The sequence below is a fragment of the Alcanivorax sp. P2S70 genome (assembly GCF_000475295.1).
Lineage (GTDB): Bacteria > Pseudomonadota > Gammaproteobacteria > Pseudomonadales > Alcanivoracaceae > Alcanivorax > Alcanivorax profundi.
In genome coordinates this window covers 375,362-401,130 of record NZ_AXBZ01000034.1, presented here as the reverse complement: position 1 = coordinate 401,130, position 25,769 = coordinate 375,362, and the positions used below count along the sequence as shown (strand labels likewise).

26 protein-coding genes are annotated in these 25,769 nt (G+C 58.1%); 10 read left to right on the top strand and 16 right to left on the bottom strand.

All coding sequences use genetic code 11. From position 1 onward, the window contains the following. Positions 1–2: 2 nt before the first annotated feature. Positions 3–593, bottom strand: a complete 591-nt coding sequence (locus Q672_RS29060; protein WP_022986033.1) for an FMN-dependent NADH-azoreductase — start codon at positions 591–593, stop codon at positions 3–5. Positions 594–715: 122 nt separating this feature from the next. Between Q672_RS29060 and Q672_RS29055 the strand changes: the two genes are divergently transcribed. Genes Q672_RS29055 through dsbG form a run of 3 tightly spaced genes read left to right on the top strand, consistent with a single transcriptional unit; the run spans position 716 to position 2,771 of the window. Next, on the top strand, positions 716–1,618 hold the full coding sequence (locus tag Q672_RS29055) for a LysR family transcriptional regulator (RefSeq protein ID WP_022986032.1): 903 nt from the start codon (positions 716–718) through the stop codon (positions 1,616–1,618). Between the two features lie 47 nt (positions 1,619–1,665). After that, positions 1,666–2,184, top strand: a complete 519-nt coding sequence (locus tag Q672_RS29050) for a DUF4136 domain-containing protein (RefSeq protein WP_022986031.1) — start codon at positions 1,666–1,668, stop codon at positions 2,182–2,184. Next, positions 2,184–2,771, top strand: a complete 588-nt coding sequence (gene dsbG, locus Q672_RS29045) for a thiol:disulfide interchange protein DsbG (protein ID WP_022986030.1) — start codon at positions 2,184–2,186, stop codon at positions 2,769–2,771. The genes Q672_RS29050 and dsbG overlap by 1 nt, the downstream gene beginning before the upstream one ends. Here the strand turns inward: dsbG and Q672_RS29040 are convergent. After that, positions 2,747–3,733 (bottom strand): YheT family hydrolase, encoded by a 987-nt coding sequence (locus Q672_RS29040; RefSeq protein ID WP_022986029.1) that lies wholly within the window; start codon positions 3,731–3,733, stop codon positions 2,747–2,749. The genes dsbG and Q672_RS29040 overlap by 25 nt on opposite strands. 86 nt (positions 3,734–3,819) lie before the next feature. On the opposite strand from Q672_RS29040, the gene Q672_RS29035 reads away from it, so the two are divergent. From Q672_RS29035 to Q672_RS29010, 7 genes are all read left to right on the top strand, one after another. Further along, positions 3,820–4,539, top strand: a complete 720-nt coding sequence (locus tag Q672_RS29035; RefSeq protein ID WP_022986028.1) for a 16S rRNA (uracil(1498)-N(3))-methyltransferase — start codon at positions 3,820–3,822, stop codon at positions 4,537–4,539. Positions 4,540–4,544: 5 nt separating this feature from the next. Next, a complete protein-coding gene (locus tag Q672_RS0117285; protein ID WP_022986027.1) occupies positions 4,545–4,985 on the top strand; it encodes a DUF1294 domain-containing protein in 441 nt (146 codons plus the stop codon). A 154-nt stretch (positions 4,986–5,139) separates the two neighbouring features. Beyond that, positions 5,140–5,382, top strand: a complete 243-nt coding sequence (locus Q672_RS29030) for a hypothetical protein (RefSeq protein WP_022986026.1) — start codon at positions 5,140–5,142, stop codon at positions 5,380–5,382. 63 nt (positions 5,383–5,445) lie between these two features. After that, the gene (locus Q672_RS29025; RefSeq protein WP_022986025.1) at positions 5,446–5,871 is read left to right on the top strand and encodes an MAPEG family protein; all 426 of its coding nucleotides are present in this window, start codon (positions 5,446–5,448) and stop codon (positions 5,869–5,871) included. Beyond that, positions 5,871–6,734, top strand: coding sequence for a DMT family transporter (locus tag Q672_RS29020; RefSeq protein ID WP_022986024.1), 864 nt, complete (start codon positions 5,871–5,873; stop codon positions 6,732–6,734). Before Q672_RS29025 ends, Q672_RS29020 begins: the two co-directional genes overlap by 1 nt. Continuing rightward, positions 6,734–7,069, top strand: coding sequence for a TfoX/Sxy family protein (locus Q672_RS29015; RefSeq protein ID WP_022986023.1), 336 nt, complete (start codon positions 6,734–6,736; stop codon positions 7,067–7,069). Before Q672_RS29020 ends, Q672_RS29015 begins: the two co-directional genes overlap by 1 nt. A gap of 16 nt (positions 7,070–7,085) precedes the next feature. Continuing rightward, positions 7,086–7,661 (top strand): DJ-1/PfpI family protein, encoded by a 576-nt coding sequence (locus tag Q672_RS29010; RefSeq protein ID WP_022986022.1) that lies wholly within the window; start codon positions 7,086–7,088, stop codon positions 7,659–7,661. A gap of 57 nt (positions 7,662–7,718) precedes the next feature. Here the strand turns inward: Q672_RS29010 and Q672_RS34240 are convergent, their stop codons facing one another. From Q672_RS34240 to pilH, 14 genes are all read right to left on the bottom strand, one after another. Continuing rightward, on the bottom strand, positions 7,719–8,162 hold the full coding sequence (locus tag Q672_RS34240; protein WP_022986021.1) for a winged helix-turn-helix transcriptional regulator: 444 nt from the start codon (positions 8,160–8,162) through the stop codon (positions 7,719–7,721). Positions 8,163–8,261: 99 nt separating this feature from the next. Further along, complete coding sequence (gloA, locus tag Q672_RS29000; RefSeq protein WP_022986020.1) at positions 8,262–8,804, bottom strand: lactoylglutathione lyase; 543 nt, start codon at positions 8,802–8,804, stop codon at positions 8,262–8,264. Positions 8,805–9,035: 231 nt separating this feature from the next. Next, positions 9,036–9,995, bottom strand: coding sequence for an SPFH domain-containing protein (locus Q672_RS28995; protein ID WP_022986019.1), 960 nt, complete (start codon positions 9,993–9,995; stop codon positions 9,036–9,038). A gap of 28 nt (positions 9,996–10,023) precedes the next feature. After that, the gene (locus Q672_RS28990; RefSeq protein ID WP_022986018.1) at positions 10,024–10,476 is read right to left on the bottom strand and encodes an NfeD family protein; all 453 of its coding nucleotides are present in this window, start codon (positions 10,474–10,476) and stop codon (positions 10,024–10,026) included. A gap of 157 nt (positions 10,477–10,633) precedes the next feature. Next, positions 10,634–11,122: an FKBP-type peptidyl-prolyl cis-trans isomerase gene (locus Q672_RS28985; protein WP_022986017.1), complete on the bottom strand. Its 489-nt coding sequence runs from the start codon at positions 11,120–11,122 to the stop codon at positions 10,634–10,636. Between the two features lie 27 nt (positions 11,123–11,149). Further along, positions 11,150–12,142, bottom strand: coding sequence for a lysophospholipid acyltransferase family protein (locus Q672_RS28980; RefSeq protein WP_022986016.1), 993 nt, complete (start codon positions 12,140–12,142; stop codon positions 11,150–11,152). After that, positions 12,135–13,133: an MBL fold metallo-hydrolase gene (locus Q672_RS28975; RefSeq protein WP_022986015.1), complete on the bottom strand. Its 999-nt coding sequence runs from the start codon at positions 13,131–13,133 to the stop codon at positions 12,135–12,137. The genes Q672_RS28980 and Q672_RS28975 overlap by 8 nt, the downstream gene beginning before the upstream one ends. After that, entirely contained in the window at positions 13,130–13,576 is a 447-nt protein-coding gene (locus Q672_RS28970; protein WP_022986014.1) for a chemotaxis protein CheW, read from the bottom strand. Before Q672_RS28970 ends, Q672_RS28975 begins: the two co-directional genes overlap by 4 nt. Before the next feature lie 29 nt (positions 13,577–13,605). After that, a complete protein-coding gene (locus Q672_RS28965) occupies positions 13,606–14,619 on the bottom strand; it encodes a chemotaxis protein CheB (protein WP_022986013.1) in 1,014 nt (337 codons plus the stop codon). Next, positions 14,616–21,773: an Hpt domain-containing protein gene (locus Q672_RS28960; RefSeq protein WP_022986012.1), complete on the bottom strand. Its 7,158-nt coding sequence runs from the start codon at positions 21,771–21,773 to the stop codon at positions 14,616–14,618. The genes Q672_RS28965 and Q672_RS28960 overlap by 4 nt, the downstream gene beginning before the upstream one ends. Positions 21,774–21,822: 49 nt before the next feature. Next, positions 21,823–22,701 (bottom strand): CheR family methyltransferase, encoded by an 879-nt coding sequence (locus Q672_RS28955; protein WP_022986011.1) that lies wholly within the window; start codon positions 22,699–22,701, stop codon positions 21,823–21,825. Between the two features lie 31 nt (positions 22,702–22,732). Then, positions 22,733–24,760 (bottom strand): methyl-accepting chemotaxis protein, encoded by a 2,028-nt coding sequence (locus Q672_RS28950; protein ID WP_022986010.1) that lies wholly within the window; start codon positions 24,758–24,760, stop codon positions 22,733–22,735. 57 nt (positions 24,761–24,817) lie between these two features. Further along, positions 24,818–25,366 carry a chemotaxis protein CheW gene (locus tag Q672_RS28945; protein ID WP_022986009.1) on the bottom strand — a complete coding sequence of 183 codons (549 nt, stop codon included), beginning with the start codon at positions 25,364–25,366 and terminating at the stop codon, positions 24,818–24,820. Between the two features lie 14 nt (positions 25,367–25,380). Further along, on the bottom strand, positions 25,381–25,749 hold the full coding sequence (gene pilH, locus Q672_RS28940; RefSeq protein ID WP_022986008.1) for a twitching motility response regulator PilH: 369 nt from the start codon (positions 25,747–25,749) through the stop codon (positions 25,381–25,383). Positions 25,750–25,769: the final 20 nt, after the last annotated feature.

Here is a 25,769-nt window from a genome sequence, read left to right as displayed (position 1 = left end):
CCTTATCCTGCAATCACGGACTTCGCTTCCTGCATCGCTTTTTCTTTGGCCTCATCACCCATGTTCAGGCCTTCCGCATACACCAGTTCTACAGACGTGATGCCAACAAAACCGAAGAACAATTTGATGTAGGGCGTCACGGTATCGTTATCGGTTCCTGCATAGAGCCCCCCCCGGGCCGCCAGCACCGTTACCGGCTTGTCATCCAGCAAACCCTGAGGGCCATTCTCGGTATAGCGGAAGGTAATGCCGGCACGGGCCACATGATCAATCCAGCTTTTCAGCTGGCTGGGAATGCCAAAGTTGTACATCGGCAAGCCAAGCACGACATGATCCGCGGCTTTCAATTCTTCAATCAGCGTCAGGGAAAAATCGTCCACCTGTTGCTGCTCGGCCGTACGTTCTTCGGCCGGGGTGAAAAAGGCACCGACACGCTCTCCATCCAAGTGTGGAATCGGCTGTGCAGACAGGTCACGCACCACCACGGTCGCTCCCGGATTGGCTGCCTTGAGCTGCTCCACCTTGGTATTGACCAACGCAGAGGAATTGCCGTTATCACCGAATACACTGCTTTTAATAACCAGAATGTTCATGTCTGCCACTCCTTGTGAAATTTGGGTACGACCCGGTGTCGAATCGTTATGGGACTATTGTGATTTCAGCTGATCCGATATAAAACGGGACAAATTCGCACGTTTAGCTCAGGATTTTTGATATGTCAGCCAAAATCACGCTGGATCAATGGCAAGCCTTGCTGGCCGTGGTCGACGAGGGCGGCTACGCCAACGCCGCCGAGGCCCTGGACAAGAGCCAGTCGGCCATCAGTTATGCCGTGCAGAAGATCGAAACCGAGCTGGGCGTGCGCGCGTTCAGCCTGGAAGGCCGCAAGGCCAAGCTCACCGAAACCGGACAAATGCTCTATCGCCAGGCCAAAGTGCTGGTGGAAGAGGCGGAGCGTATCGAGAGCACGGCTATCCAGCTGAGCCAGGGCTGGGAACCGCTGGTGCGGGTCGCCGCCGATGCCCTGTTCCCGCAGCACTGCATGCTGACCGCATTGGACGCCTTTGCCCAACAGAGCCCTCTGACACGCGTCGAATACAGCGAAACCGTGCTGTCCGGTTCTGATGAGGCCCTGCTACGCAAGGAAGCCGATGTGGTGGTGAACGCCCGCATCCCCCCCGGCTTTGTGGGCGAACCACTGATGCGGGTGCGCTTTCTGGCCGTGGCGTCAGCTGACCATCCGCTCAATCAGGTCGACAGCCTCACCCACGAGGACCTGCGCCAGCATCGCCAGATCGTAATTCGCGACTCCGGCAGCCGCCGCATTGATGCCGGCTGGCTGGGCGCCGAACAGCGCTGGACGGTATCCCATACCTCCACCCGGATTGCCGCTATTCGCCGGGGACTGGGCTTTGCCTGGATACCGGAAGCCGAAATTGGCGATGGTCTGGAAACCGGTGCGCTCAAGGTTCTGCCGCTCAAAGAAGGGGTCGAGCGCTTTGTGGACTTACACCTGATCTACGCAGAGGGTCAGTATGCCGGCCAGGCCGCACGCTATCTTGGGGAACAGATTCATGCCGCCGTGGCCAAACCTTGTCCAGGCGTCACCGTTTTATGACGTCATCGCCACTATACTGAATATTCTTTCGCCTGAAGGAGAAAGCCATGCGCTTTATCGCCCCCACCCTGGGCCTGCTGGTCAGCCTGCTGCTGACAGCCTGCGTCAGCCCGGTGGTCATCGACCGCCAGAGTGACACCAATCTGGCCCATCTTCAGACTTACCGCTTCGTCAGCCAGGACGAGGACAAACCCCGTGAACTGGATGACCAGCGTGCCCGCAGTGCTTTGGCGCTGGCACTGGCTGACAAGGGGCTACACCCCGATGAAAACCAACCGGACGTGGAAGTAAAACACTTCTTCAAGCGTCAGCAACGCTTCGATGGCTCCACCCTTCAGTTCGGCTTTGGCTTCACCCGCAACAATGTCGGCCTGGGTGCCAGCACTCCAACCGAAGGTGAAATCACCGAGGAATACAAACTGGTCGTGCAGCTGATCGACCCCCAGAGCAACAATGTCCTCTGGCAAGCCACCAGCCGGGATCAGCTTTATGACGAGATGAGCAGTGCACGCCGTGAAGCGCATATTCAGCGCGCAGTACAGGACATGTTCAAGAGGTTCCCGTAATGCCATTGCGTGCGTGGTTGGCCAGCCTGTTGATGCTGGCCACGTTGGGCGCCCATGCCAGCCAGGCAAACAGCGAAAGTCGCGAAGGCGCCAGCATGGATTCCTTGCTTGCACGACTGGAGAACAGCAGCTGGGTCGCAGAAGGCCCCGCGAAGCCGCAGCGGGTGGCCTATGTGTTTACCGACATGGCCTGCCCCTATTGCGCTCAGTTGTGGGAAAACATGCAGCCACTGGTGACCGATCCCGCCAACACGCTACAGGTGCGACACATCATTGTCGGCATGATCAACCCCAAGCGCAGCTTCAGCCAGGGTGGGGCCGTGCTCGCCGCCGACAACCCGGCCGCCGCCCTGGCCCTGCATGAATCCCGTTTTGAAGCCGGCGGCATTGAACCGCTGCTACCCGTACCGGCAGCGATCCGCAGCCAGATCCACAACAATACGGGCCTGATGATCGGGCTTGGCCTTGGCGGCACGCCCACCCTCGTATTCGAAGATCGACAGGGGCAGTGGCGAGTCGCACCGGGGGTGGTCAAACCCGACGCCCTGCGCGATGAAGTGTTTCAGCTGGAAAAACCGAAGCCCTGAACCCAGGCCAACAAGCGCTGCTCCAGCCAGTAGGGATTCTCCGCGCCGACAAACCCTACATGACCACCGTGATCACTGATTTCTGCCGTCACCGCGGGGCCCAGCTCCTCACGGCGAGGCAGGGTCTCTGGCGTCATGAAAGGGTCGTCCCGATTCTGCATCAACAGGGTAGGGGTGCGTATCCCTTGCAGGCGCGGCCCCGCACTGCACTGGGCGTAGTAATGACTGGCGCCGCGAAAGCCGTAAAGCGGGGCAATAATCTGATCGTCGTACCGCCAGAACGAACGGATGCCCGACATGTTCAGGCGATACAGCCGCTTGGCTTCCGCCGGATTGACCTGATCCAGATGTCGCTTCTGGTTGTCCAGGTAACCCAGCAAGGCCTTGAGCAAATGGCCGCGATACAGTCGTGACAGGCCGCGGTCCAGCCGGTTGGCGCACAGGTCCAGGCGCAACGGGGCGCATACCGTCGCCACCCCTGCCAGGCGACCGGAATCCCGATGGATCAACCAGTTGAGCAGCCGGCTGCCCCCCAGCGACACACCAATAGCGATACGATGCCCGGTGGGATCCTGGTGGAACACATGCTCAATCACGGCGTCCACATCATCGGTTTCCCCGGCGTGATAGCACAGGGCCGTGTCATTGGGGCCCTTGGCCCCGCGGCTGTTGATTGCCACCGAACGAATACCGGCGCCAGCCAGGGTTTTCTGGATACCGCGCATGTAGTGCGAGTCACTGCAACCGGATAACCCGTGCAGCAGTATCACGGTGAGGTGCCCCGGGCCATGTCGGGGACCGGCCCAGTCCAGCAGCAGAAAATCACCATCGGCCAGATCCAACCGCTCACTGTGACGCGCCACCTCCGGCAACGACCGGCCCAACGGCCCCCACAGGGTTTGCAGGTGCGCATTGCGCAGCCACAGAGGGGGCCGGAACGCAGAACGGACAATCTCGCCCATGTTTTACTCGCTTGATAGCAGCCTGTTTGACCGGCGCTATGGTAGCCTTTTGCCTTCAGCCCTGGCACCTGTTTAACGGAGAATTCATGGCCCGCCGTTTTTTTGATGATCAGCCATTCAGTCACGCTGTTGCCACCGAGCTGGGCGCCAATGCCAGTCACCATATTGGCAAGGTGCTGCGCATGGCGGTCGGTGATGCCGTGACCCTGTTCAACGGCCAAGGCGGCGAATGGTCGGCGCAGATCACCGCCATCAGCAAAAAAAGCGTGACGGTGGAACCGCAGGTTTTCACCGCCGACAACCGCACCCCGCCCCTGAACGTGACAGTAGCCCTGCCCATGATCAAGGGCGACCGGATGGATTATGCCATCCAGAAGGCCACCGAACTGGGCGCCGCCACGATCGTGGTGCTGGACACGGAACGCTGTGAAGTGCGCCTGAAAGGCGAGCGAGCCGACAAGAAAATCGCTCACTGGCAACAGGTGGCGGTCAGCGCCTGCGAACAATGCGGCCTGAATATTCCCCCGCTCATTGAGGGGACCGTGGAGCTGAAACACTGGCTGAACGGTGACTTGCCGGACCTTCGCCTGATCGCCCACCCGGGTGAACAACCCTTTGATCCCGGGGTGCTGTCCACCACCCAAAACCTGGCACTGCTCACCGGTCCGGAAGGCGGGTTTTCGGACGACGAACTGAACGCCGCCCAGGCCGCCGGCTTTACCCCCTTCGCCCTGGGTGAGCGGGTATTGCGGGCGGAAACCGCGCCCGTGGCGCTGCTGGCGGCCCTCTGGGCCTGGCGAGGATAACCCCCGTGCGCGGGCTCACCTTGCCCATCGCCCTCGGGCTGGGTATCGGCTATTTCGCCGGGCTTTACAGCATCACCCGTGAATACCACTTTTCTCCCTTTCTGCTTGTCAGCACCGGATTGATCAGCCTGTGCACCCTGATCATCTATGGTCTGGACAAGCGCGCAGCACGACGGGAGCACCAACGCACGCCGGAAAACACCCTGCATCTACTGGCACTGTTCGGGGGCTGGCCCGGCGCACTGGTGGCACGGCCATTGTTTCGTCACAAGACCCGCAAGCAGCCCTTTGTCGGCCTCTTCTGGGGGACAACAGTGGTTAGCCTGTTAATGCTTGGCGGCCTGCTCTTTAGTTCGCCACTGGCCCCCGCCAGAGACTGGCTCGATGAGAAAGCCCTGCAGTGGCCGCTGGTCATCCAGCAGCACCTCAACACTGTTAACCGTTAGCTTCGCTAGCCAATAACCGCTTTGAATGCACCTTCTGTCACTGCAACTGGCAGACGCGCCCTCTCTGCGTGATACTGAACGAAGCGCGCTGATGGCAGATCGCCACTAGCGGGTACCCTGGCCAGGAGGCCTGGGCAGTGCAGAGAGGGAAGGCATGCGACTACCGGAAGATGTGGAAACCATCTGGCAACACCACGGCAAGCTGGCGGCGATTCGCTATTTGCATTCGGAATATCAACTAGGCTGGCGCTACGCCACCCTGTGCATCACCCGACAATCCCCCCACCTTGTTCACCTTGAGCCGCTGCTGGTTGCCAACCGTTGGCACTATCTCTCGCTCACGGGAATGTTCGCTGTTGGCATCGCTCTCGGTTACTGGCTGGACCACGCGTTCTGACCCCGCCTGCACCCTGAGGTATGATCGCAATTCATAACAACGAAACGCTCAGGGAGATTTCACATGGAACCCACCAGTCCCATTCTTGCCCCCGTCGTGACACTGGTTGCCTGGTCCATGGTCATGTGGCTGTGGATGTACCTGACCCGGTTGCCGGCCATGAAAGCCGCCAACATGACCCCCGATCCCCAGGCCCCGCGCGGGGAGCAAATGAACACCCTGCCTGCCAATGTGCGCTGGAAAGCGGATAACTATAATCACCTCATGGAACAGCCCACCGTGTTCTACGCCATTGCCCTGTCGTTGGCGATGCTGGGGCAGGGCGACGGTATCAACCTGACACTGGCCTGGACCTATGTGGGCATTCGCGTCGTGCATTCCTTGCTGCAAGCGCTGGTGAACAAGATTGAAGTGCGCTTCGTGCTGTTTTTCCTGTCGTCCCTGGCGCTGATTGGCCTGACCATCAACGCCCTTCGCACCGTGTTTTGATGCCGCTTCGGCACCCCCTGGTCTTGACCGCGATCGCCATGCTGGCCTTCGCGGCCAACTCGGTATTGTGCCGGCTGGCCCTGCACGATGGCGCCATCGATGCGGCCAGCTTTACGGCGGTGCGACTGGTTACCGGTGCACTTACCCTGGTGCTGATTCTTGGCATTCGCCAGAGCACCTGGCCGCGCCCGCTTGCCCACGGCAATCACCGCTCCGCGCTGGCGTTGTTTGTCTATGCGGCAGGGTTTTCCCTCGCCTATGTGCAGCTCGCAACAGGCACTGGCGCATTGCTGCTGTTTGGCGCCGTTCAGGCCACCATGATTGGTTATGGGCGGTATCGGGGTGAACGCCTCAATCGCTGGCAATGGGTAGGGCTTGCCCTGGCACTGGCCGGGCTATTGGTCCTGTTGCTGCCCGGCGCCACGGCGCCGCCGGTCACTGCAGCCTTGCTCATGCTGCTGGCCGGCATCGGCTGGGGTGTCTATTCGCTGCGCGGCAAGGGCGCCGCCGATGCCACAGCCGAAACCACCGGCAACTTCCTGCGCTCCTTGTCCTGGCTTGCTCCGCTGTTGATTATCGCCTGGCCGCCACACCTGCCCACCGGGGAGGGGCTGCTCTATGCCCTGTTATCCGGGGCGCTGGCCTCCGGAGCGGGGTACGCCATCTGGTATCTGGCCCTGCCTGCACTTGCCACCAGTACCGCCGCCACCGTCCAGCTTAGCGTCCCGGTTCTGGCAGCCCTCGCCGGCACCCTCTGGCTGGACGAATCCGTCACCGTCAGGCTGGTGATCGCATCAGTGGCCATTCTTGGCGGCATCGCCCTGGTGATCCGCGGTCGTCTGAGCGCCGGGGAAAACACGTAATGGCTTACGACACCGATCTGGCCGATCGCACCCGTGAGGCATTACTTGCCGTGACCGGGGCCCTTCCTGATGAAAAGCGCATGTTTGGCGGGCTTTGCTTTCTGATCGCGGGCAATATGTGTTGCGGCATCCTGGCAGAGCGGCTGATGGCCCGAGTCGGGCCGCAGGCCTATGACACACTGCTTGCCAGACCCGGTGCCGCCGAAATGGATTTCACTGGACGCCCCATGCGCGGCATGATCATGCTGGAAAGCGATGCCGTAGCGGACGAGGATGCTTTACAGGAATGGCTTGGCCACTGCTTCGCTTTCGTCCGCACCCTGCCACCGAAATAATGTCACGAGAGTTGCCATGCTGCAGATTGGTATTGTGATCTATGATGAAGCAGAAGTGCTTGATTTCGCCGGTCCCTACGAGGTGTTCGCTACCGCCGCACGGTTGTGCGGTAGCAAGCCCTGGTCGGTGTCACTGATCAGTGAACGCAAAACTGTCCGCGCCAGGGGAAGCTTCCCGGTACAAAGCCATTTCACTTTGGATAATCATCCCCCGCTTGACGTCCTGCTGGTTAGCGGAGGGGTGCATACCTGGGCAATGAACAACACCGTCTTGCTGGATTCGCTTCGCCGCGCAGCTCGCTCCGCCCAATGGATTACCTCGGTCTGTACTGGTGCTTTTATATTGGCGCAGGCAGGCTTGCTGACCCATCAGAACGTGACCACCCACTGGGAGGACATCGACGAACTTGGAACACGCTTTCCTGACTTGAGCATCAAGGAGAACGTACGCTGGGTAGAAGATGGGAACCGCATAACGTCGGCAGGAATTTCGGCAGGAATAGACATGAGCCTGCATCTGGTTGAAAAGCTGCACAGCCGTGATCTCGCACTCAACACAGCGAAACAGATGGACTACTTCTGGGAATCTTGACGGGCAGAACGGAACATCTCATCGGGAAATCGCCAACCTTGACCACGAAGAAACGTTTTATTTTTTCTTCTTTTTTCCTTTGTTTTTCTTCTCTGCTTTTTTGATTTTTTTATCTTTTTTCTTGTTCTTTTCTTTCGGTTTTTTTATTTCTTTTTTGTCATTTTCGCTTTTATTTTTTGATTTTTTCTTTTTCCCTTTCTTGTCTTTCTTGTCTTTCTTGTTGTTTTTTTCTGGGACAATAACAACATCGCTAACGGAACCATTGCCTGAATCGCCATCTGGTTTTGACAACTCAAACATGGCCATTCCAACAGAACGGAAGCGACGCACACAGTATCGGACCTGACCCAGGCTCAAGCCAGATTTTTCAGCCGCTTGCGATTGTGTCGCCCCTTGATTCAAGGCCAGCAAGGCTGCTGCTCTAGGACTGTCTTTTGACGACTTTTTTTGTAACTCAAGGCAGATGTCTTTCTGCGCATCTGTAAGCAAGGCCGCCATCATGATTTCTCCCGCTGTGAGCTTGACGTAATGCCAAACCCACACCTTAAGGGAGAAGAGAAAGAAAAAGCAAAAAAGAAATTTTTTGTCAAAAAAGTGACATCAACTCTGCTGGCTCTCCAACATGTCAGCCTGAAGAATTTCGATCCAGTAGCCATCCGGGTCCTTGATAAAGGCCAGCCCTTTCATTTTTCCGTCATCCGGTCGTTTGACAAATTCCACGTTCATTTTTTCAAACCGCTCCGCCGCCGCGTACACGTCGGGTACCGTGATGCCGATGTGTCCGAACCCCTGGGGCTGCGCATTGCCATCGTGGTAACTGAAGGCCTCATCATCTTCAGTCCCCCAGTTATGGGTCAATTCCAGCATGGCCTCGCGCGCAAAAGTAAACGTCAGGCGCTTGGCATCATCTGCAGGCACCTCACCGGCGTCTTCCTCGCTCAAGTAACCGAGAAAATACAGGCTGAATTGCATCTCCGGGAAATCAATCTTGCGCACCAGTCGCATGCCGAGCACACGGGTATAAAAATCCAGGCTGCGCTTGGGCTCCTTGATACGCAGCATGGTCTGATTAAACAGGTATTCCTGCGTCACCTCGTCCGGGTGCTCGTGCAGGCCTTCGGCTTTCTCAAAATGGCGGGACATGGGAGGCTCCTGAATGCAGAAAATGGGCACTCAGAATATCGGGATGAGGGGGACGAATTACAAGGCCCTCCGCCAAGCACCGCTGATTCGCAGGCGCCAGAGAGGGACACAAAAAACCGTTCTTTTTCTCGGAGAACGCTGTGGTCTCTGCAGGAGAGAGATTTTTTCAGGTTATCGCGCCGCCACCAAAGGAGATGTACGGCGCGAATACCCGGCGCTTCAAGGGAAGGCTCAGGCCGGGGTTTTATCTACCGTCTTGAGTACTTTCTGCAAGCCAGCGACGGCACCACCAATGTCGCTGAGACCATTGGGCAACAGCATGGTGGTGGACTCCTTGGCGACTTTTTCAAAGGCAGCCACATATTGCTCCGCAATACGCAAGCTCACGGCTTCCTGGCCGCCCTCTTCCTTGACCGCAGTCGCGACCATACGCAGACCCTTGGCCGTCGCCAACGCCACCAGCTCGATCTGCTGGGCACGGCCTTCTGCCTCGTTGATCTGCTTCATCTTTTCCCCTTCGGAGATATTGATCATCTCCTGCTTTTCCCCTTCAGAACGGTTGATCGCCGCCTGACGATCCCCTTCCGAGCGGTTGATGGCGGCCTGACGCTCGCCTTCGGACTCTGCTACCACCGCACGGCGCTCCCGCTCAGCCCGCACCTGCTTCTCCATCGCATCCTTGATGGACACCGGCAGGTTGATGTCGGCCACTTCATAACGCAGAACTTTGACACCCCAGGGCTGGGCTGCCTCATCCACAGCCTTGACCACTTCCATGTTGATTTCGCCCCGCTCTTCAAAGGTCTTGTCCAGATCAATCTTACCGATCACAGAACGCAGCGTGGTCTGGGCCAATTGCTGTGCCGCCAGCACATAATCATCAACACCGTAACTGGCCGCTTTCGGGTCGATTACCTGCAAGTACATGACACCATCAATGGACACTTCGATATTGTCTTTGGTGATGCAGCTCTGGCGGGGTACGTCCCGCACGATTTCTTTCAATGAGTGCTTGTAGGCAACCCGGTCAATAAATGGCATCAGGAAATGCAGCCCTGCATCCAGGGAGGTCTGGTATTTGCCCAGTCGCTCTACTACATACACCTCCCGTTGAGGGACGATGCGGATGATCATGAACAGCAATACCACTACGCCGACAGCGATCAATCCGGAGATAATCAAACCTTCCATAAAACGTTCCTTGTGTCGTCAAAAGGGGTCAGGAAACAGATGTTGAATTCCAGGGTTCAACGGTAAGCCACAGGCCATCGTGCTTAACGATGCGCACCATTTGCCCGGGCTTGAGGGGATGAGGGCTCTGTGCCTGCCAGCGCGCACCACGGTAGTTGACGATGCCACTGCCATCGGTAAAAGGCTCCGCCACAGTGGCTCGCTGGCCAATCAAGCCGGCACTGTCTTCATTGCCACCCTGACGCTGCTCTTTGCCCATCAGTTTGTCGCTGAGAACCCGGCGGACAAAGACCAGCAACAGCACGCTGATGAGGGCGAACAGGGTGAGTTCCCAAGTGGTGTCATCGAGCAGGCCGACAAACTTGAGACTGCCGACCAGAATGGCGGCGATACCGAAAAAAATCACCACCAGACCAGAGACGGCGAACTCAGCGATGATCAGTGCCAGACCGGCGATAATCCAGTAACTGTATTCCGGCATTCCCGTGCCCTCTTTCTCATGCTTTTGGCTGAGTAAGATAGCACGAAACAACGAGGGGTAGGAGCATTGCTGGCAGCGCGATCGCCACGGCGTTAAGCCGCGACATCAGCGCCACAGAGCGCCCACGATCAGAGTGTCGCCCTTTGAGCAAGACCAATCAGTGCTGATGGCCACCCACACCGTGGGCATGCTTGTGGGCTTTCTCTTCGTCGCTGGCATCACGGATATCGGTGATATTGACCACAAAGCGTAGCGCTTTGCCGGCAAGCGGGTGGTTGGCATCCACATCGACGGTCTTCAAGCCGACTTTCAGTACGGTCAGCATACGCGGACCTTCTTCGGTACTGACGGTGACTACCTTGCCAGGGACCAGCTTGCCCGCATGCTTGAGATACTTGCGGGAGATTCGCTGGAACAGGGTACTGTCGTATTCACCATAGGCCTCCTTGGCCTCTACGGTGACGTCGACCTGTTCGCCAACTCCCTTGCCTTCCAGAGCCTTCTCCAGCCCGGCAATGATGTTGTTATAACCATGCAGGTAGGCCATGGGCTCACCGGTTTGGTTGGAGTTTTCGATCTCGCTGCCATCTTCGGCATTGAAGAGCTGATAGTGCAGGGTAACAACCTTGCCGTTTTCGATGGTCATGGGATTCTCCAGAAAAATAAGACCGAATTACGTATCCGCGTCCGGATGCAGACCCAGGGTCTTGCGATCCACACCCTGCTCGATCTGCTTGAGCAAAGGCATGGACTGACGGTACCAGTTGCGCCGCCCCCTGGGGCTCCACTTGAAACGCTTGTAGGTCCACTGGTACTGCGCCACGTTGCGATCAATACAGCGCTGCAATGCCGCATTCATTTCCGTGAGAATCGCGGTGCAATCACTGGCCTTCTCGATATCCGGAGAATGCTCGAAATGGATATGGATATCCTTCACTCCGCCCTTGCCACGCTGGCAGGACACGATGAATACATGAGGCCGGTATCGTTGAACCAGTTTGTCGATCAGGGCAGGCGTGGGCACATCATACCCAAAGAAGGGAACGCAGGGATTACTGCGGTTACCGGGATTGTGGTCAGACAGAATACCGAGGGTACCACCCGCCTTCATTGCTGCCAGCGCCTTCTTCACGCCTTGGCTGTTGGTGGGAATCAGGACCGAGCCGGTTCGCTCCCGTGCCGCTTTGACCATGGCATCCATCAGGGTTGCGGGATGCGGCTGGTACATGATCAGGGTTTTCTCCGGGTCGGTCTTGTCACCCAGGTACAGGTTACTGATTTCCCAGCTGCCCTGGTGCAAAGACAACAGCAACACCGGCCGCTCACTGGCCGTCGCATCAAGGAACGCCTGTTCGCCATGGATATGCGTGACCCGCGCCAGGGTTTCCTCTACCGGTCGATGCCAAACATGGCTGAATTCGGTCAGGGTACGTCCAAGCTCCGCCATGCTCTTGCGCCCGATTCGCCGGGCCTCTGCCAGACTCATCTCCGGATGGGTGGCCAGCAGATTAATTAACACCACCCGGTAGGCACTGGCATACCGCAATGGCACCAGCGTGATCAAGCTTGCCATCAATGCACCAAACGCGGTGACCAGCGGCAAGGGAAGCCAGGCGAGAAAACGGACCACCAGCCACAACCGGCGCCCCTTATAGAATTTACTCATTACGCTCTTCAAATAGCAGGGTCTCACCATGCTGCGCGACCCGAAATGTTCCAGGGTTAATCTGTTGTTCTTGCAGGGCTGCTGCCAGCGCTTTTGGCGGCGCATCCATGGGCTCGTCGGTCAGTACAAAGGTCCCCCAGTGCATGGCCACAGAGTGACGAGCGCGGATTTCCTGATGAATGCGTACCGCTTCTGCTGGATTGACATGCACTGGCGACATGAACCAGCGCGGTTCATAGGCACCGATGGGCAGCAATGCCAGGTCTACCGGTCCCATTACGTCACCTATCTGCGAAAACAATGGGGCGTACCCGGTGTCGCCGGCAAAATACAATGAGAAAGCGGGAAACTCCAGACGCCAGCTGCACCACAAGCTGCGATTATTGTCACCGGGACCCCGACCACTGAAATGCTGGGCAGGCAGACAGAATGCCTCTACCTGGCCATGAAAACTGCTCTCCCACCAGCCCAGCTCAGTGACCCTTTCCACGCCCAGCTTGCGCAACCAATCGGCCACCCCACTCGGCACGAACCACTGAATATCCGCGCCATACTGGGCCTGTAAGGCCGATACCGAAGCCTTGTCCAGATGGTCGTAGTGATTATGGGACACCAGCACCGCATTGATGGGCGGTAACTGGTCAAGGCTGAGAGCCGGCGGCACAGCCCGTTTCGGACCGACAAAGGAAAAGGGTGAACAGCGCTCCGAAAATACCGGGTCGGTAAGCAAATTCCAGCCGCTGTACTGAAACAGAAACGTGGAATGGCCAATCCAGGTCAGTCTTGGAGCACTGGCCGGCTGGGCCAGCAACGCCAGGTCCGGCTCTTGTAGGGGGAAAGCCTGATGACCAGGGAAGCGGCCGCGGGTATCCCATTGCCAGCGCAGAAAATCCTTAATCCCGTGCTGCGGGGTAGGGTAAAGGTTACGAAATCGCCCCTTGGCTGGCCCCTGTTGTGCCGCCAATGCCTGCAGCCGGTCACGATCAATCATGACAGACCGGCAACCGCCCCTTCGATGGCGTCCAGATCGGGAATTACCGCCAGATCTCCACCCACCTGAATGTACATGGATTCCGCCGGACCGGTTTCCACCGGTTCTTCAACCGGGTCATCTTTACCGACCTTGAGGAGACGCGGAATCCCCTGCACGATCACTGCATAAAAAGGGATCTTGCCGGCCACTGTGTTGAGCACCGCAATCCGGGCATCCTGGCCGATGGTAATCTGGCCAGACTCATTGAGCTTTTCGAAGGAGACCAGAGGGATATTCTGGTCACGCCAGCTGAGCCAACCCAGCAGCCATTCCGGCCCCTGACCGGGACGGTCTGGTTGGCGCAAGGGAATGACCTCGGCCACGACAATGTTCGGCACCAGCCAAGGGCGCCCCTGCATGGGAATCAGCAGACTGTTGATGTCGGATGGCAAACTCGCCATAAGCATTCCTCAATGGTTCGTGCCGGTTGTTATCCCGCCTGCACGTTCAGTTCTTTTCTTACCCGCTCTACCAGTTGCAGGGCAAGTTGTTCCGGGGAGCCACTAAAGCTGACACACCCGGTTTCACGCACCGAATCCGGCTGGCTACTCACCGCACAGGTGTCGGCACTCTGAGCCCAGACCGGGCACCCCATGGCTGACAGCCTTGGCGCTGCAATGGCTCCGTCATTACCCATCCCGGAAAACAGAATGGCACCACTGGCCTGGCCAAACCCTTCACCCACATGCTGAATAACCTGGTCAATCGATGGCGCATAGGGCCCTTCCCAGGGCTGTCCTGTGGACTGGATACGACCATCATGGCGAAACTGCACTGCATACTCCACCGGGGCAATCGCCAGTTCCCCATGGCGCAGGGCTTCACCGTCTCGGCCCACTTTACAGAAAATCTTGTTGTCTCGGCCCAACACCCCGCACAGAGTATCCAGAAAACTGCCATCAATGTGCTGGGCCAGCACAAACGCCACTGGCAGATTGTCTGGCAAGCAATCGAGAAACACCTTTACGGCGGCAGGGCCACCGAGACTGGCACCCAATACCCAGACCCGCTGTGGCCTGTCCGCAGGCGCAATTGCCTGAAATTCCCGTGGGGCAGGAATTTGCTGGCGCGGTGGCTTCGCCGGAATGACATCGAGGCGCTCTTCCACTGGCGGCTTGCCGATAAAGCTGACCAACTTGGTTACCAGCCGCCGCTCCCATTTGGGATAACGGGCATCGGTACGGGCCGGGGCCTGACCATCACAAAACAGGATCGGTGCACCGGCCCGCTCAAGCAGGGTGTCCAGAAAAACCTGCCAGCGATCCTCACTGGACAGATCGACCACCCACAGATCCAGCGCACCTTCCGAAAGCCAACGCGCCTCCAGAGCATCAGGCTCCGTACTGACCACCACCTGATAACCCTGGCTTTTCACCGCGCTGGAAAGCAGGTGACCCTGCAATGTGTCGTCGGCAATCACACCGACGCGGCCGGGCGCGGTCATTCGTTATGGCTTTCCTGCAGCTCACCCAGCAGCTCACGGATGGTGTTGAGCAGTTCGTTTTCCTGGAAGGGTTTACCCATGTAGCAATTCACCCCGATATCAAACGCCCGCTCGCGGTGTTTTTCACCGGTTCGCGAGGTAATCATGATGATCGGCACATCCTTCAGGCGGCTGTCATGGCGCACATGGGTTGCCACTTCAAAACCGTCCATGCGTGGCATTTCGATATCCAGCAGCATGACATCCGGTTTGACGTCTTCCAGTTTGGCGATGGCGTCCATCCCGTCTTTGGCAGTAACCACTTCGTAGCCATTGCGCTCCAGGAGACGCGTAGTCACCTTTCTCACCGTTACCGAGTCGTCCGTTACCATCACCACTGGTGTCTCGCGGGCTGGCACCGGTTCGACATCCGGCAGCGCCGGGGTTTCTTCCACCTCGACCACCGGCAGGGTCGGTACTTGAACGTGCGCGGCACGGATCAACGAATGGATATCGAGAATGATCACAACGGAGCCATCCCCAAGGATGGTGGCACCACTGATACCGGCCACACTGGCAAGTTGCGGGCCCACGGACTTCACTACCACTTCCCGGGAGCCCACCAGGTCATCTACCACAATGGCCACCGTGTGTTCGGTGCTGCGAATCAACAGTACCGGCATGGGAGTGGTCTGGTTTTCCAGATGCGGGGCGCGGTTGCCATGGACAAAGTTGCCCAGGTAGACCAATTCGTAATCCTGGCCTACGTAGGTATACACCGGATTGTCTTCTTCAAAATAATGCTGCAGCTCGAAGGGACTGATACGCACAATGCCTTCGATCTGGTTCAGCGGAACGGCATAGGTGTCTTCCGCCGCTTTCACCATCAAGGCGCGGTTCATGGCCAGGGTGAAGGGCAGGCGGATAATGAAACGCGTGCCTTGTCCCTTGCGCGAATCAATGGTGACCGAGCCACCCATCTGCTTGATTTCGCTGGCCACCACATCCATGCCCACGCCTCGCCCGGAAATCTGTGTCACGGCGGCCGCCGTCGAGAAGCCGGCATGGAAGATAAATTGCTGGATTTCCTGATCCGAGAGCTGCGCATCCGGCGCCACCAGGCCCCGCTCGATGGCTTTATTGAGTACCGCTTCGGTATCAATCCCCTTGCCGTCATCGGACAGGGTGATCACCACCTCGCCCCCTTCTCGGCCCAGTTCCAGATTGATGCGACCGGTATCATCCTTGCCGGCAGACTGACGCCCCTCGGCGGTTTCGATACCGTGGTCCACGGCGTTACGCAGCATGTGTTCCAGTGGCGCGACCACACGCTCCATCAGCGAGCGGTCCAGTTCGCCTTCCGGGTTAAGCACATCGAAGTCCACGCGCTTGCCCACTTCACCGGAAATCTGACGCACGATACGGCGCAGACGCGGCACCAGTCGGGTAAACGGCACCATGCGCGTGCGCATGAGTTTTTCCTGCAGCTCGGTGTTGATGCGTGATTGCTGCAGCAGCAGGGTTTCGGTGTCTTTGGTGCGGTCGAGCAGGGTATTACGCAAATCCAGCAAGTCAGAGGCGGATTCCGACAACTGCTTGGTAATCTGATGCAGCTCGGAGTACTGGTCCATTTCCAGAGGATCGAAGTCCTCGTCGAATTCACCGCGGTCCACGCCCTTCTGATAGTTGGACATGATCTGCGCTTCGGTTTCTGAATCCAGGCGCCGCAGCTGCTCGTAGAGACGGTTAACGGTATTGCCCATCTCTTCAAGGTTGAAGGTGAATTCGGAAATCCCCTGTTCCACCCGGCCACGGTTAATGGAAGTCTCACCGGCCAGGTTAACCAGCGCTTCCAGCACATCCGCGCCCACCCGAACCATTTCCTGTGGCTGAGCCTGGGTCTGGCGCTGGCGGCGATCATCCGGTTTCGGTTGTTGCGGCTGCGGACTGGCAGCGGGGATCACTTCCGTGGCGGGGGCCGCTTCTGGCTCCGCCTTCACCTCTGGCAAGTCGGCGCTTCGAGCCACACTTTCCATACCGCGGCTGATTTGATCATGCCAGGCCAGCATGGGTTTGAAGTCGTCCTGGCTGGGCGCACCGGTGCGCTTGTCCAGTTCCAGCAGATAGGTTTCAAAATCGTGGCTGATATCGCCCAGCTCTTTCAGGCCAGCCAGACGCGCACCGCCTTTCAGGGTATGCAGAGCGCGTTTGAGATCATCCACAAAGTCGTTACTTTCCGGATGATCCTTCCAGCTGCTCAGGCAGCCATCAATGATTTCTGACAGCTCCTCCGATTCTTCCAGGAAAATCGCGAGAATTTCCGGGTCGGTATCCGGCTGCCAGGTTTCGCCAAGCATTACCGGCTGCGGGGAGTCCGACGCAGGCGGGGCGGTCACTTGATCAGATGTTTGCTCATCCGTGACGGGTTGCACCGGCGACTCCGGGGTGGCCGTCACGGTATCCATTGCCGGCAGGACAAACCCTGCCGGATCGGCCACATAATCATGGATCGCGACCATCAGCACATCGCCGGTTGGCAAGGCGCGATTGGCTTTCAAGGCCTCGACCATTTCGGCCAACCGATCGTGACAACGGTGGAGAAGATCAATCAGTGAGGGTTCTACCGCCAGCTGGCTCTGCGCCAAACCTTCATACAGGGTTTCCAGCTCGTGCCCCAGATCCCCCAATTCCGGGACCTCGGCCATCCGTGCGCCCCCTTTGAGGGTATGCAAGTCCCGCTGCAAAGACTGCAGTTCGATCAGGTTATCCTGCTGCTCGACCCAGGTCTCCAGGCTGGTACCCGCAGACTCAAGGATTTCATCGGCCTCTTCCAGGAAGATCTCAACCAGCTCCGGGTCACGCTCCGGTTGGGGCAGCACCGCATCCTGATGGGCATCCTCAACCACAACGGACTCGGCTGGCGGTTCAGGCGCCACATCGCTGAACCCAGGTGCACTCTCCGGCAGGCTGGCTTGCGGCACTGAAGAGGCATCAACGGTATCTATCGGTTCACCTGACATGAAGGCTCGAATATCAGCCTCCAGCTCGGGGGAACCGCCAGGGGTCCCGCCACGTTTGAGACTGTCGATCATATCCGCCAGGCGATCATGGCAGCGGTGAAGAAGCGCAAACAGGGACGCTGTTACGTTCAGTTGACCTGCGTTATAGCCCTCGTAAAGGTTTTCCAATTCGTGGGAAAGGTCACCAACCGGAGCAATCCCGGCCATCCGCGCGCCGCCTTTCAGGGTATGCAGATCGCGCTGCAGGGCACTGACATTACCGCTATCGCCGTTTTCCCACTGGTCGAGAATGTTGCTCGCCGATTCGAGAATTTCTTCCGCTTCTTCAAGGAATAACTCAACCAACTCCGGATCAAGATGAGCCTGGTACTGACTGCTTATCGCATCGGCGTCGCGAGGCATTTCCAGATTCATCGTCGCCGGATCATCACTGGCGAATTCTGTCGCTTCGGTAATTTCGTCGCCATGAGCTCCAGGCCCAGGTCCATCGTCATCGGGGCCACCCTCGTGAGAGGCTAACTCTCTCAAGGCATCAACCAGCCCGAGTTCCGCACGCACCGTTTGCCCAGCTGCCAGGCAGTCCATCATGTTCATCAGGGCATCCTGCCCCTCTGCAGCCTGCGTGTGCAGCTCTTCACTGAACGGCAAGCGGCCTTCTTCTACCGCGCTGTAGCAATCAGCCAGTGCCGCGGCCAACTCCTGAATCTCAGCGAGACCTGCTGTACTGGCACTGTTGGCCAACAGGTTGAGTTCGTCCCTCAGTCTTACCAGCTCTTCGGTCTGTTGCGGATGCTGCGCCCATTGTTCCAGCAATTGCTCAGCGTCGACGATCAGATCCATGCCTTCGGAGAGGAATACTGCAAGAATATGCGGGTCTGCCTGGCTCGCCGTCGCGCCGGAGGCATTCTCCTGACGCTGTTGCAGCAAGGCGGCTATCAGTGTTTCTGCCCCCGGCAGATGCTCCTGATGCAAACCATGGTCAAGGTTATCGGCAATCAGCTCTCCAACCTGACGCACCAGCGCCACCTGCTCATTGGTCGCCCTGCGATTGTTGCTGATCAGATCGCGCACCAACTTTTCTGCTGGCTCCGCCACTTCTGCCACCGCTTCAATCTCGGCCATACGCGCACTGCCCTTGAGCGTGTGCAGAGCACGATGGACCTCGTCGTCGACGGCATGTTCAGACAGATCGCTGTCCAGACTGAATAACCAGCGGGTTACCAATGCCAGGTTACGGCGTGCCTCGCTGGCAAAGATCTCAAGAAGAACCGGATCCTTGTCACCAATGGCCAGGGCCTGCCCGGACACGTCAGCCTTATCAGCCATGTCAGGAATATCGTCCAGGGAATCGGTGGCGGTGTAATCCGGTTCCCGTTCTGGCAAGCCCAGCTCAATGGTGTCATCAAATTCGCTCGTGACATCCCCATCATCACTGCCGAGATCAATATCAATGGCATCACCCAGCGCACCATCGTCACCGGACTCAATCGCCCAGGGATCTTGTTTGGGCGCATCGCTCACTGCGTCCTGAAAGGCAGAGACATCATCCTCAGAGAGGGAGAGATCTCCGGACTGCGTACCGTCTTCCGCGTTTTCATCAGCCGTATCGGTGGTTTCTGCGCCGGTCTGGGAGGACGCCAAATCCGTTAAAGTCAGCTCAATGTTTTCGCCACTGTCTTCACTGTCCCCGACATCTTCTGCTTGCGCGTTTTCCGCTACACCGGCATCTACCTCAGGAACAACGTCAATCTGTCCACCCGCGGCAAGCGTATCGGCGGCATCAGCGAGAGGCTGCACGTCATAGGGATCAGGCTCACGCCGGGTAAACGCCGTTACCAGCGCAGGGATCCGCTCACGTACTTGCTGTACCAGTTCAATCAAGGTCGGGGTCGGCTCAATGGTCTTGTCGATCACCCGGTTCATCATGTTTTCCACCGACCAGGCCAACTCACCTACCGTGGCGGCGCCCACCATACGGCCAGAGCCTTTCAGGGTATGGAAGGCACGGCGAAATTCCACCAGCGACTCTTCGTCGCTGGTGTTGGCGACCCAGCGGGGGAAATATTCGTCCAGGGCTTCCAGCACTTCGCTGGCTTCTTCCTGGAAAATTTCAATGATCTCATCGTCGATCAGATCATCGCTGTCATCACCGGCTTCAGAACCCTCCGCCGCGGCCGGGTCCAGGGTTGTAACCGGTTCATCCGTCTCATGACTGTCATCGACATCTGGCGCGATGGCTTCGACTACGTCGTTTTCCGCCGGGCCCTGCGGCAGGGTCAGCTCGATGGTGTCGTCCTGCTCTTCACTGACGACAGCCTCGTCATCGTCAAACGCCAGTGGTTCGCCATCCTGCTCCAACGTCTCAGAGGCACTCTCGTCACTGGCAGGTAATGCTTCCACCTCGGTAACGGCGGCGGTATCCAGTTCGATGCGCTCTACATCGACGGCATTACTATCAAATTCGGTTTCTTCTGCGAGCGGATACCCCAACGCATCCACACTGGCACGGGCCAGATGCAGAATGTCATCGGTTGTCTCGGGGTCATCACTGAGACGCTCCAGGTAATACTCGACGGATGTGATGGCATCGGCCAGCGTGTCCATGCTGCGCCAGTCCGGCTTGGGCTTGTCGCTTGCCAGCAACTGCTCTTCGATAAAGCTGACACACTGGCGCAGTATTGCGCCCGGCCGAGCAAGCTGAATCAGTTCCAGCCCTCCGCGTACCGCGTTTAAACGATCAGGAACCGGAACCAGATGCTCGGTATTCCACTGGGAAGCAATAAATTCCACAATGCCATCTTTGGCTTCTTCCAGACCTGCACGGCATTCGCGCAGCACTGCATCCATGGCCTGCCCGACGTGACCCGGCATGTCACCCAGCTCACCACCGGCCTGGCCACGACGATCACCGCCGCTGATACCTGCCAGAGTCGCTTCCACATACAGCAAGGCACCGGCAATATCCATCAAGGCTTCACGCTCAGCAGGATGCTTACCCGCGACGATGTCCTCCATGGCACGTAATTGCTCTTCTACCAGGGTGCGCGGCTGGCCCAGGCCGAGCACGGCCACCGTATCGGCCACTTGTTTCAGCGTGACGGTCTGGGGCTGCAGGGTAGAGGCATCGGTGTTGCCGTTATGAACGAATGACTCCAGTGCATCCTTGACGGTGGTCAGCTCTTCAGAAAGTGCCTGCACCACAGAGCTCATGGCCTCCGCATCCGGGCCGGTCATTCGTGCCCGTTCGGCATTGACCAGGTCGTCTGAAGGCAGGGCATCGTCAAGGCGATAACGTGCCTTGATATCGCGGATACGGGCGCTGGCGGCTTCCGCCTTGGCCACGTAATAAAGCAGGTTTTTTAGCAGATCGGTCGGCGCGGGTTGATTGAGGCTAGCAGCCCCGTCAGTCACCAGCGCACGCATGGTGCGATCGATCTGACCCAACATCATCTTGACAGAGGTACCCAGCACGATGGCGTCTTCGGACAGACCATCCACCAGCGCGTGGCTGATTGACCACAGAGGCGCCCGCGGCGCATCACCTGTCACTTGCTCCAGCTTGGTGAAAACCTTGGCCATGTAACCCAGGTTTTCGCCCATGCGATCGTTACGCAGCACCCCCAGCAGTGCAATCTGGAACATCTGGCGAATTTTTTTCGCCAGTGCCACAAAACGTGGATCATCCAGCAACGCCTGAGGTACCTGGCCCCGGCCAGTCGCCTCACTCAGGTCAGGCTTGAACAGTGCGGTTTCAGAAAGCAGGGATTCTCCACGGGCAGCACGCAGATCATTAAGCAACGGCAGCAGGACAACCGGAAGATCGCGACGATTGCTGGCCACCCGATCCAGATAGGGGGGCAGCTGCAGGATTGCCCGCATCAGGGTTTCCTGACCGTCGGCAACGTTGCCCACGCGTCCTTCGAGCAACGCCTGGGCCAGCTTTTCCATTTCTTCGGCCAGCAAGGCAGCGCCGTAGAACTCGACCATCTGCAGGGTGCCGAACACCTGATGCAGATGAGCCTGGCAAAAACGCATACGGGTGGCGTCGTCCGGGTTTTCCACGAACGCTTCCAGAGCCTGCTGCGCCTGGTTCAGGGTTTCCTGGATTTCCCCGCGAACCCAATCCAGAGCCAGATAGTCGTGACGGTCACTCATGACGTCTCCTGTCATACATCAACCTGCCTTCCTTGAGGCAGATTTCTTGTTATCTACAGCGCCGAAAGGCCAGCGTATCGGCAAAGTGCACCCGTTCCAGATCCGGATGCTGCCAGTCTGTTACTTCCCCGGGGCCCAGTATCAGCATCCCCCCGGGGGCCAGCCGCTCGGCCAACCGATTGACGATCTGCCGTTTCCGCCAGCGCCGGAAATAGATCAACATGTTCTGGCAAAAAATCAGATCCATGTTGTTCATGGGCGCATTGCCCAGATCCAGCACATTGAGCCGGGCGAAGCAGATTCGCTCCTTGAGTTGTGGCGCGACGCTGACCGTCTGACCGTTCTCGGACGGCAGAAAATATTTTTCCCGCAGGCTCGGATCCACCTGCAGGATGCGTCTTGCCGGATACTCTCCACGGCGGGCTTTCGACAGGGTTGGGAGACTGATATCCGTTGCCGTGATGCCGTAAAACAGCTTGCGGTCATTGCCGCAAAACTGCTCGTTGATCAGCATGGCAAGGGAATAGGCTTCCTCACCGGTGGAGCACCCCACGCTCCACACGTCCAGATTGGCAGCGTCAGGCTGCTCGGCCATGAAGCGCTGTACGAATTCCTCCACCAGGGCAAACGAGCCCGGGTGACGGAAAAAACTGGTTTCCTGCACGGTGAGCCTATCCACCAGTACGGACCATTCCATGGCCCGCGTTTGAGTGGTGCCCACCATCAGGTGCTCGTAATAGGTGTCGTAGTCCTCGATCCCCAACTCGCGCATTCGTATGCTCAAGCTGGTTTCAAGGAAGGTCTTGCGTTCGGTCGACAACGTCATCCCGGTACGATCTTCCAACAACGCCTGCCACAGCTGGAATTGCTCCATATCCATGGCTGGCGTGTTCTTGATCGACCAGCGATCTGTCATGGCCGCACCCATCGCAAAACCCCTTTAACCGGCATCAACCGGATCAGGAGTGCTCCGGCAGGCGGAAGCCGGCAACGGAGTTACGCATTTCCTGAGCCATCTCGGCCAGGTTACCAATGGACCGTGCGGTGGCCGTGGTACCCGCCGAGGTCTGAGAGGTAATTTCCTGGATCACGTTCATGGTGTTGGAAATGTGACCTGCTGACGCCGCCTGCTGGCGCGCCGCATTGGAAATGTTCTGGATCAGGTCAGCCAGGGTCTTGGATACGTTTTCAATTTCTTCCAGTGCCACACCCGCATCCTGCGCCAGACGAGCCCCTTTCACTACCTCGGCCGTGGTGGCCTCCATGGAGATAACCGCTTCGTTGGTATCGGTCTGAATGGTTTTTACCAGTGTCTCAATCTGCTTGGTGGCCGCGGCAGAACGTTCCGCAAGGCGCTGTACCTCATCCGCTACCACCGCGAAGCCCCGGCCGGCTTCACCAGCCATGGACGCCTGAATGGCAGCATTCAATGCGAGGATGTTGGTTTGGTCCGCAATATCGTTAATCAACGAAACGATGTCACCAATCTCCTGGGAGGATTCACCCAGACGCTTGATCCGTTTGGAGGTTTCCTGAATCTGCTCGCGGATCGTGTCCATACCATGGATGGTTGCCTGTACCACTTCGGCACCCTTGTTGGCGATGGCTACCGCCCGTTCCGCTACCGCGGCGGACTCGGCGGCATTGGCCGATACCTGGTCAATGGATACCGCCATCTCATTTACCGCCGCCGAAGCCCCGGCGATTTCCTGCGCCTGGTGCTCGGACGCCTCAGCCAGATGCATCGCCGTGGACTGGGTTTCCTGAGCCGCCGACGCGACCTGTACCGCGGTGTTGTTAATGGTCTGCACCAGGCTGCGCAGCTGGTCAATGGAGTAGTTGATGGAGTCCGCGATGGCCCCGGTGAAGTCCTCGGTTACCGTCGCCTGTACGGTAAGGTCACCGTCAGCGAGGTCACCCAGCTCATCGAGCAGACGCAGAATCGCCGCCTGGTTACGCTGGTTTTCGCTTTCCAGTTCTTCTTTCTTTTTCGCTTCCTGGCGGTTCCGTTGAGCCATGATCAGGAAGAACAGCAGCACCGCAATAGCGGCAGACATACCACCCAACGTCACCGACGGGAAGAAAGTACCGGTGGAATCTTCAAACTGGTTGTTCAGGTTAGTCGCTTCCTGAAGCAGGTCCTGCGAGCGACGGAAGATGGTGTCTGCCGCGTTACGCACCTGGAACAGCTCCGGGGCCGTTTCCAGGATCTCGTCCACGGACTGGGTAACGAATTCGTCGAACAGATCGGCCACCTCGGCCAGATAATCCAGCGCGTCCGGGTCATTGACCTGGTCAATACCCATGGCGCTGTCGCCTTCGATCATGCCATTCATGACACGGCCGAAGAGGCTGGCATCACGGCCAAAGGAATCCGCTGCAATCACCGCGCCGTCGCCACCTTCCAGCACCTTGGAGATAGAACGCACGATACGCTCGGCCAGCCAGGATTGGCGCTGCGCAAAGGCGATCTGCTCCGGGTCAGCGCCGTTCATGACCAGAATTTCCACTACGCCTTCATATTCCGCCTGAAGGGAAGGAATGGTCTGGGCCAGGGTGTCTGCCACTTCGTGCAGATCCAGAACCGGGTCTTCCCCTTTCAGAATGGTGGAGGCGTTATCGTCCACTTCATTCCACAGAGTCTCCAGCCGTTGCTGCACCTGTGGATCGGACACTTCCTTGTCTTTTACCGCGCCCCAGGCTTCCTGGAAACCTTTTCGCGATTTATCCAGCAATTCGAAGGCGTCGGCGTTGCCGGCAGCCGCTTCCAGGGCGTTCTTTGCCAGCTGCTGGGAAATTACCCGCATCTCGGAGGCCCGGGTAATATTTTCCTGGGCTTCGTTCGCAGTAGTGGCAGACAGCAGGAAGTTGATCAATGCCAATACGAGAAAAATGGCAAGACCAATATACAGTGCAATATTCAGCGAATTACCGCCGCTCGCACCCCCCCGCAGTTTGTCGAAAAATGCTCCCGGATTGAACTTCATAGTCTGGCTCCTGGCCTGGCGTTCGCTCTTCTTATGTACCCCTAGTACGCGCTGCAGCTAGCCGGTGCGGGCTACCTGCATAAAACGCGGGTCCTCTGCCAGCCGGCTAAGGCTGAAAACGGACCAGTACTCCCCTTCGCGCCGATAGGCCCCGCGCACATACCCTGTGACAGAGGGGTCGCTAACCGGCAGTGATTCCACAAACTCATCAATGGGGAAATGTTGCATCCCCAGCACCTCATCCACTGTCATCCCTGTGTAGAGGTCATCCTGGTCCAGCACCAGCAGTCTTCGCCGCCGCTCCTGTACCGGTGAACTTTTTTCCAGAAAACCGCTGAGATCCATCACGGTCATCAGCCTGCCCCGCACGTTGGCGATCCCCTTCATCCAACTTTGGGCGCCCGGTATCCGGGTGTAGGAGGGCACCGTCAGAATTTCGGAAACCTCATCCAGCGGTGCGACGTATTTCTTGCCATCAAGCACAAATCCCACGCCACTCCAGTAACTCACCGCATCCTGCTGCATGGGCAGGTCACGGGCCTGCTCACGGCAACGCTGATGGTATTCGGCAAGCTTGATATAGGGGGCTGACGCGGTTGCACTCATGGAAGGCTCCAGGTTCAGCTGTCGGCCAGCATGCGGTCGACGGTTTGCAGGAGCACATCTTCATCCACCGGCTTGGTCAGGTAATCCCGGGCGCCCTGGCGCTTGCCCCAGACTCGGTCGGTTTCCTGATCCTTGGTGGTCACGATGACGATGGGAATGTGAGCGGTATCAGCACCCTTGGTGAGCTGGCGAGTCGCCTGGAAGCCATTCAGGCCAGGCATCACTACATCCATCAGAACCAGCTCCGGCAGCTCGGAGCGCGCCATCGCCACCCCATCGGCCCCGTTGGCGGCCTCGAGCACCTCGTGGCCGTGCTTTTCCAGGATCTCCCGGAGTTTGTAGGTCTCGGTGGGAGAGTCATCCACAATCAGAATACGTGCCATCTTTTCCTCTTCCGGTTACG

Bases quoted from the DNA above. Each gene is read 5' to 3' on its own strand.
- Q672_RS28975 (WP_022986015.1), bottom strand. From the start codon at position 13,133: ATGATTGATCGTGACCGGCTGCAGGCATTGGCGGCACAACAGGGGCCA.
- Q672_RS29010 (WP_022986022.1), top strand. From the start codon at position 7,086: ATGCTGCAGATTGGTATTGTGATCTATGATGAAGCAGAAGTGCTTGAT.
- Q672_RS28980 (WP_022986016.1), bottom strand. From the start codon at position 12,142: ATGAGTAAATTCTATAAGGGGCGCCGGTTGTGGCTGGTGGTCCGTTTT.
- Q672_RS28970 (WP_022986014.1), bottom strand. From the start codon at position 13,576: ATGGCGAGTTTGCCATCCGACATCAACAGTCTGCTGATTCCCATGCAG.
- Q672_RS29020 (WP_022986024.1), top strand. From the start codon at position 5,871: ATGCCGCTTCGGCACCCCCTGGTCTTGACCGCGATCGCCATGCTGGCC.
- Q672_RS29050 (WP_022986031.1), top strand. From the start codon at position 1,666: ATGCGCTTTATCGCCCCCACCCTGGGCCTGCTGGTCAGCCTGCTGCTG.
- Q672_RS28945 (WP_022986009.1), bottom strand. From the start codon at position 25,366: ATGAGTGCAACCGCGTCAGCCCCCTATATCAAGCTTGCCGAATACCAT.
- Q672_RS34240 (WP_022986021.1), bottom strand. From the start codon at position 8,162: ATGATGGCGGCCTTGCTTACAGATGCGCAGAAAGACATCTGCCTTGAG.
- gloA (WP_022986020.1), bottom strand. From the start codon at position 8,804: ATGTCCCGCCATTTTGAGAAAGCCGAAGGCCTGCACGAGCACCCGGAC.
- pilH (WP_022986008.1), bottom strand. From the start codon at position 25,749: ATGGCACGTATTCTGATTGTGGATGACTCTCCCACCGAGACCTACAAA.
- Q672_RS29040 (WP_022986029.1), bottom strand. From the start codon at position 3,733: ATGGGCGAGATTGTCCGTTCTGCGTTCCGGCCCCCTCTGTGGCTGCGC.
- Q672_RS28995 (WP_022986019.1), bottom strand. From the start codon at position 9,995: ATGGAAGGTTTGATTATCTCCGGATTGATCGCTGTCGGCGTAGTGGTA.
- dsbG (WP_022986030.1), top strand. From the start codon at position 2,184: ATGCCATTGCGTGCGTGGTTGGCCAGCCTGTTGATGCTGGCCACGTTG.
- Q672_RS29015 (WP_022986023.1), top strand. From the start codon at position 6,734: ATGGCTTACGACACCGATCTGGCCGATCGCACCCGTGAGGCATTACTT.
- Q672_RS28965 (WP_022986013.1), bottom strand. From the start codon at position 14,619: ATGACCGCGCCCGGCCGCGTCGGTGTGATTGCCGACGACACATTGCAG.
- Q672_RS29030 (WP_022986026.1), top strand. From the start codon at position 5,140: ATGCGACTACCGGAAGATGTGGAAACCATCTGGCAACACCACGGCAAG.
- Q672_RS28960 (WP_022986012.1), bottom strand. From the start codon at position 21,773: ATGAGTGACCGTCACGACTATCTGGCTCTGGATTGGGTTCGCGGGGAA.
- Q672_RS28985 (WP_022986017.1), bottom strand. From the start codon at position 11,122: ATGACCATCGAAAACGGCAAGGTTGTTACCCTGCACTATCAGCTCTTC.
- Q672_RS29035 (WP_022986028.1), top strand. From the start codon at position 3,820: ATGGCCCGCCGTTTTTTTGATGATCAGCCATTCAGTCACGCTGTTGCC.
- Q672_RS29060 (WP_022986033.1), bottom strand. From the start codon at position 593: ATGAACATTCTGGTTATTAAAAGCAGTGTATTCGGTGATAACGGCAAT.
- Q672_RS28990 (WP_022986018.1), bottom strand. From the start codon at position 10,476: ATGCCGGAATACAGTTACTGGATTATCGCCGGTCTGGCACTGATCATC.
- Q672_RS28950 (WP_022986010.1), bottom strand. From the start codon at position 24,760: ATGAAGTTCAATCCGGGAGCATTTTTCGACAAACTGCGGGGGGGTGCG.
- Q672_RS29025 (WP_022986025.1), top strand. From the start codon at position 5,446: ATGGAACCCACCAGTCCCATTCTTGCCCCCGTCGTGACACTGGTTGCC.
- Q672_RS29055 (WP_022986032.1), top strand. From the start codon at position 716: ATGTCAGCCAAAATCACGCTGGATCAATGGCAAGCCTTGCTGGCCGTG.
- Q672_RS28955 (WP_022986011.1), bottom strand. From the start codon at position 22,701: ATGGGTGCGGCCATGACAGATCGCTGGTCGATCAAGAACACGCCAGCC.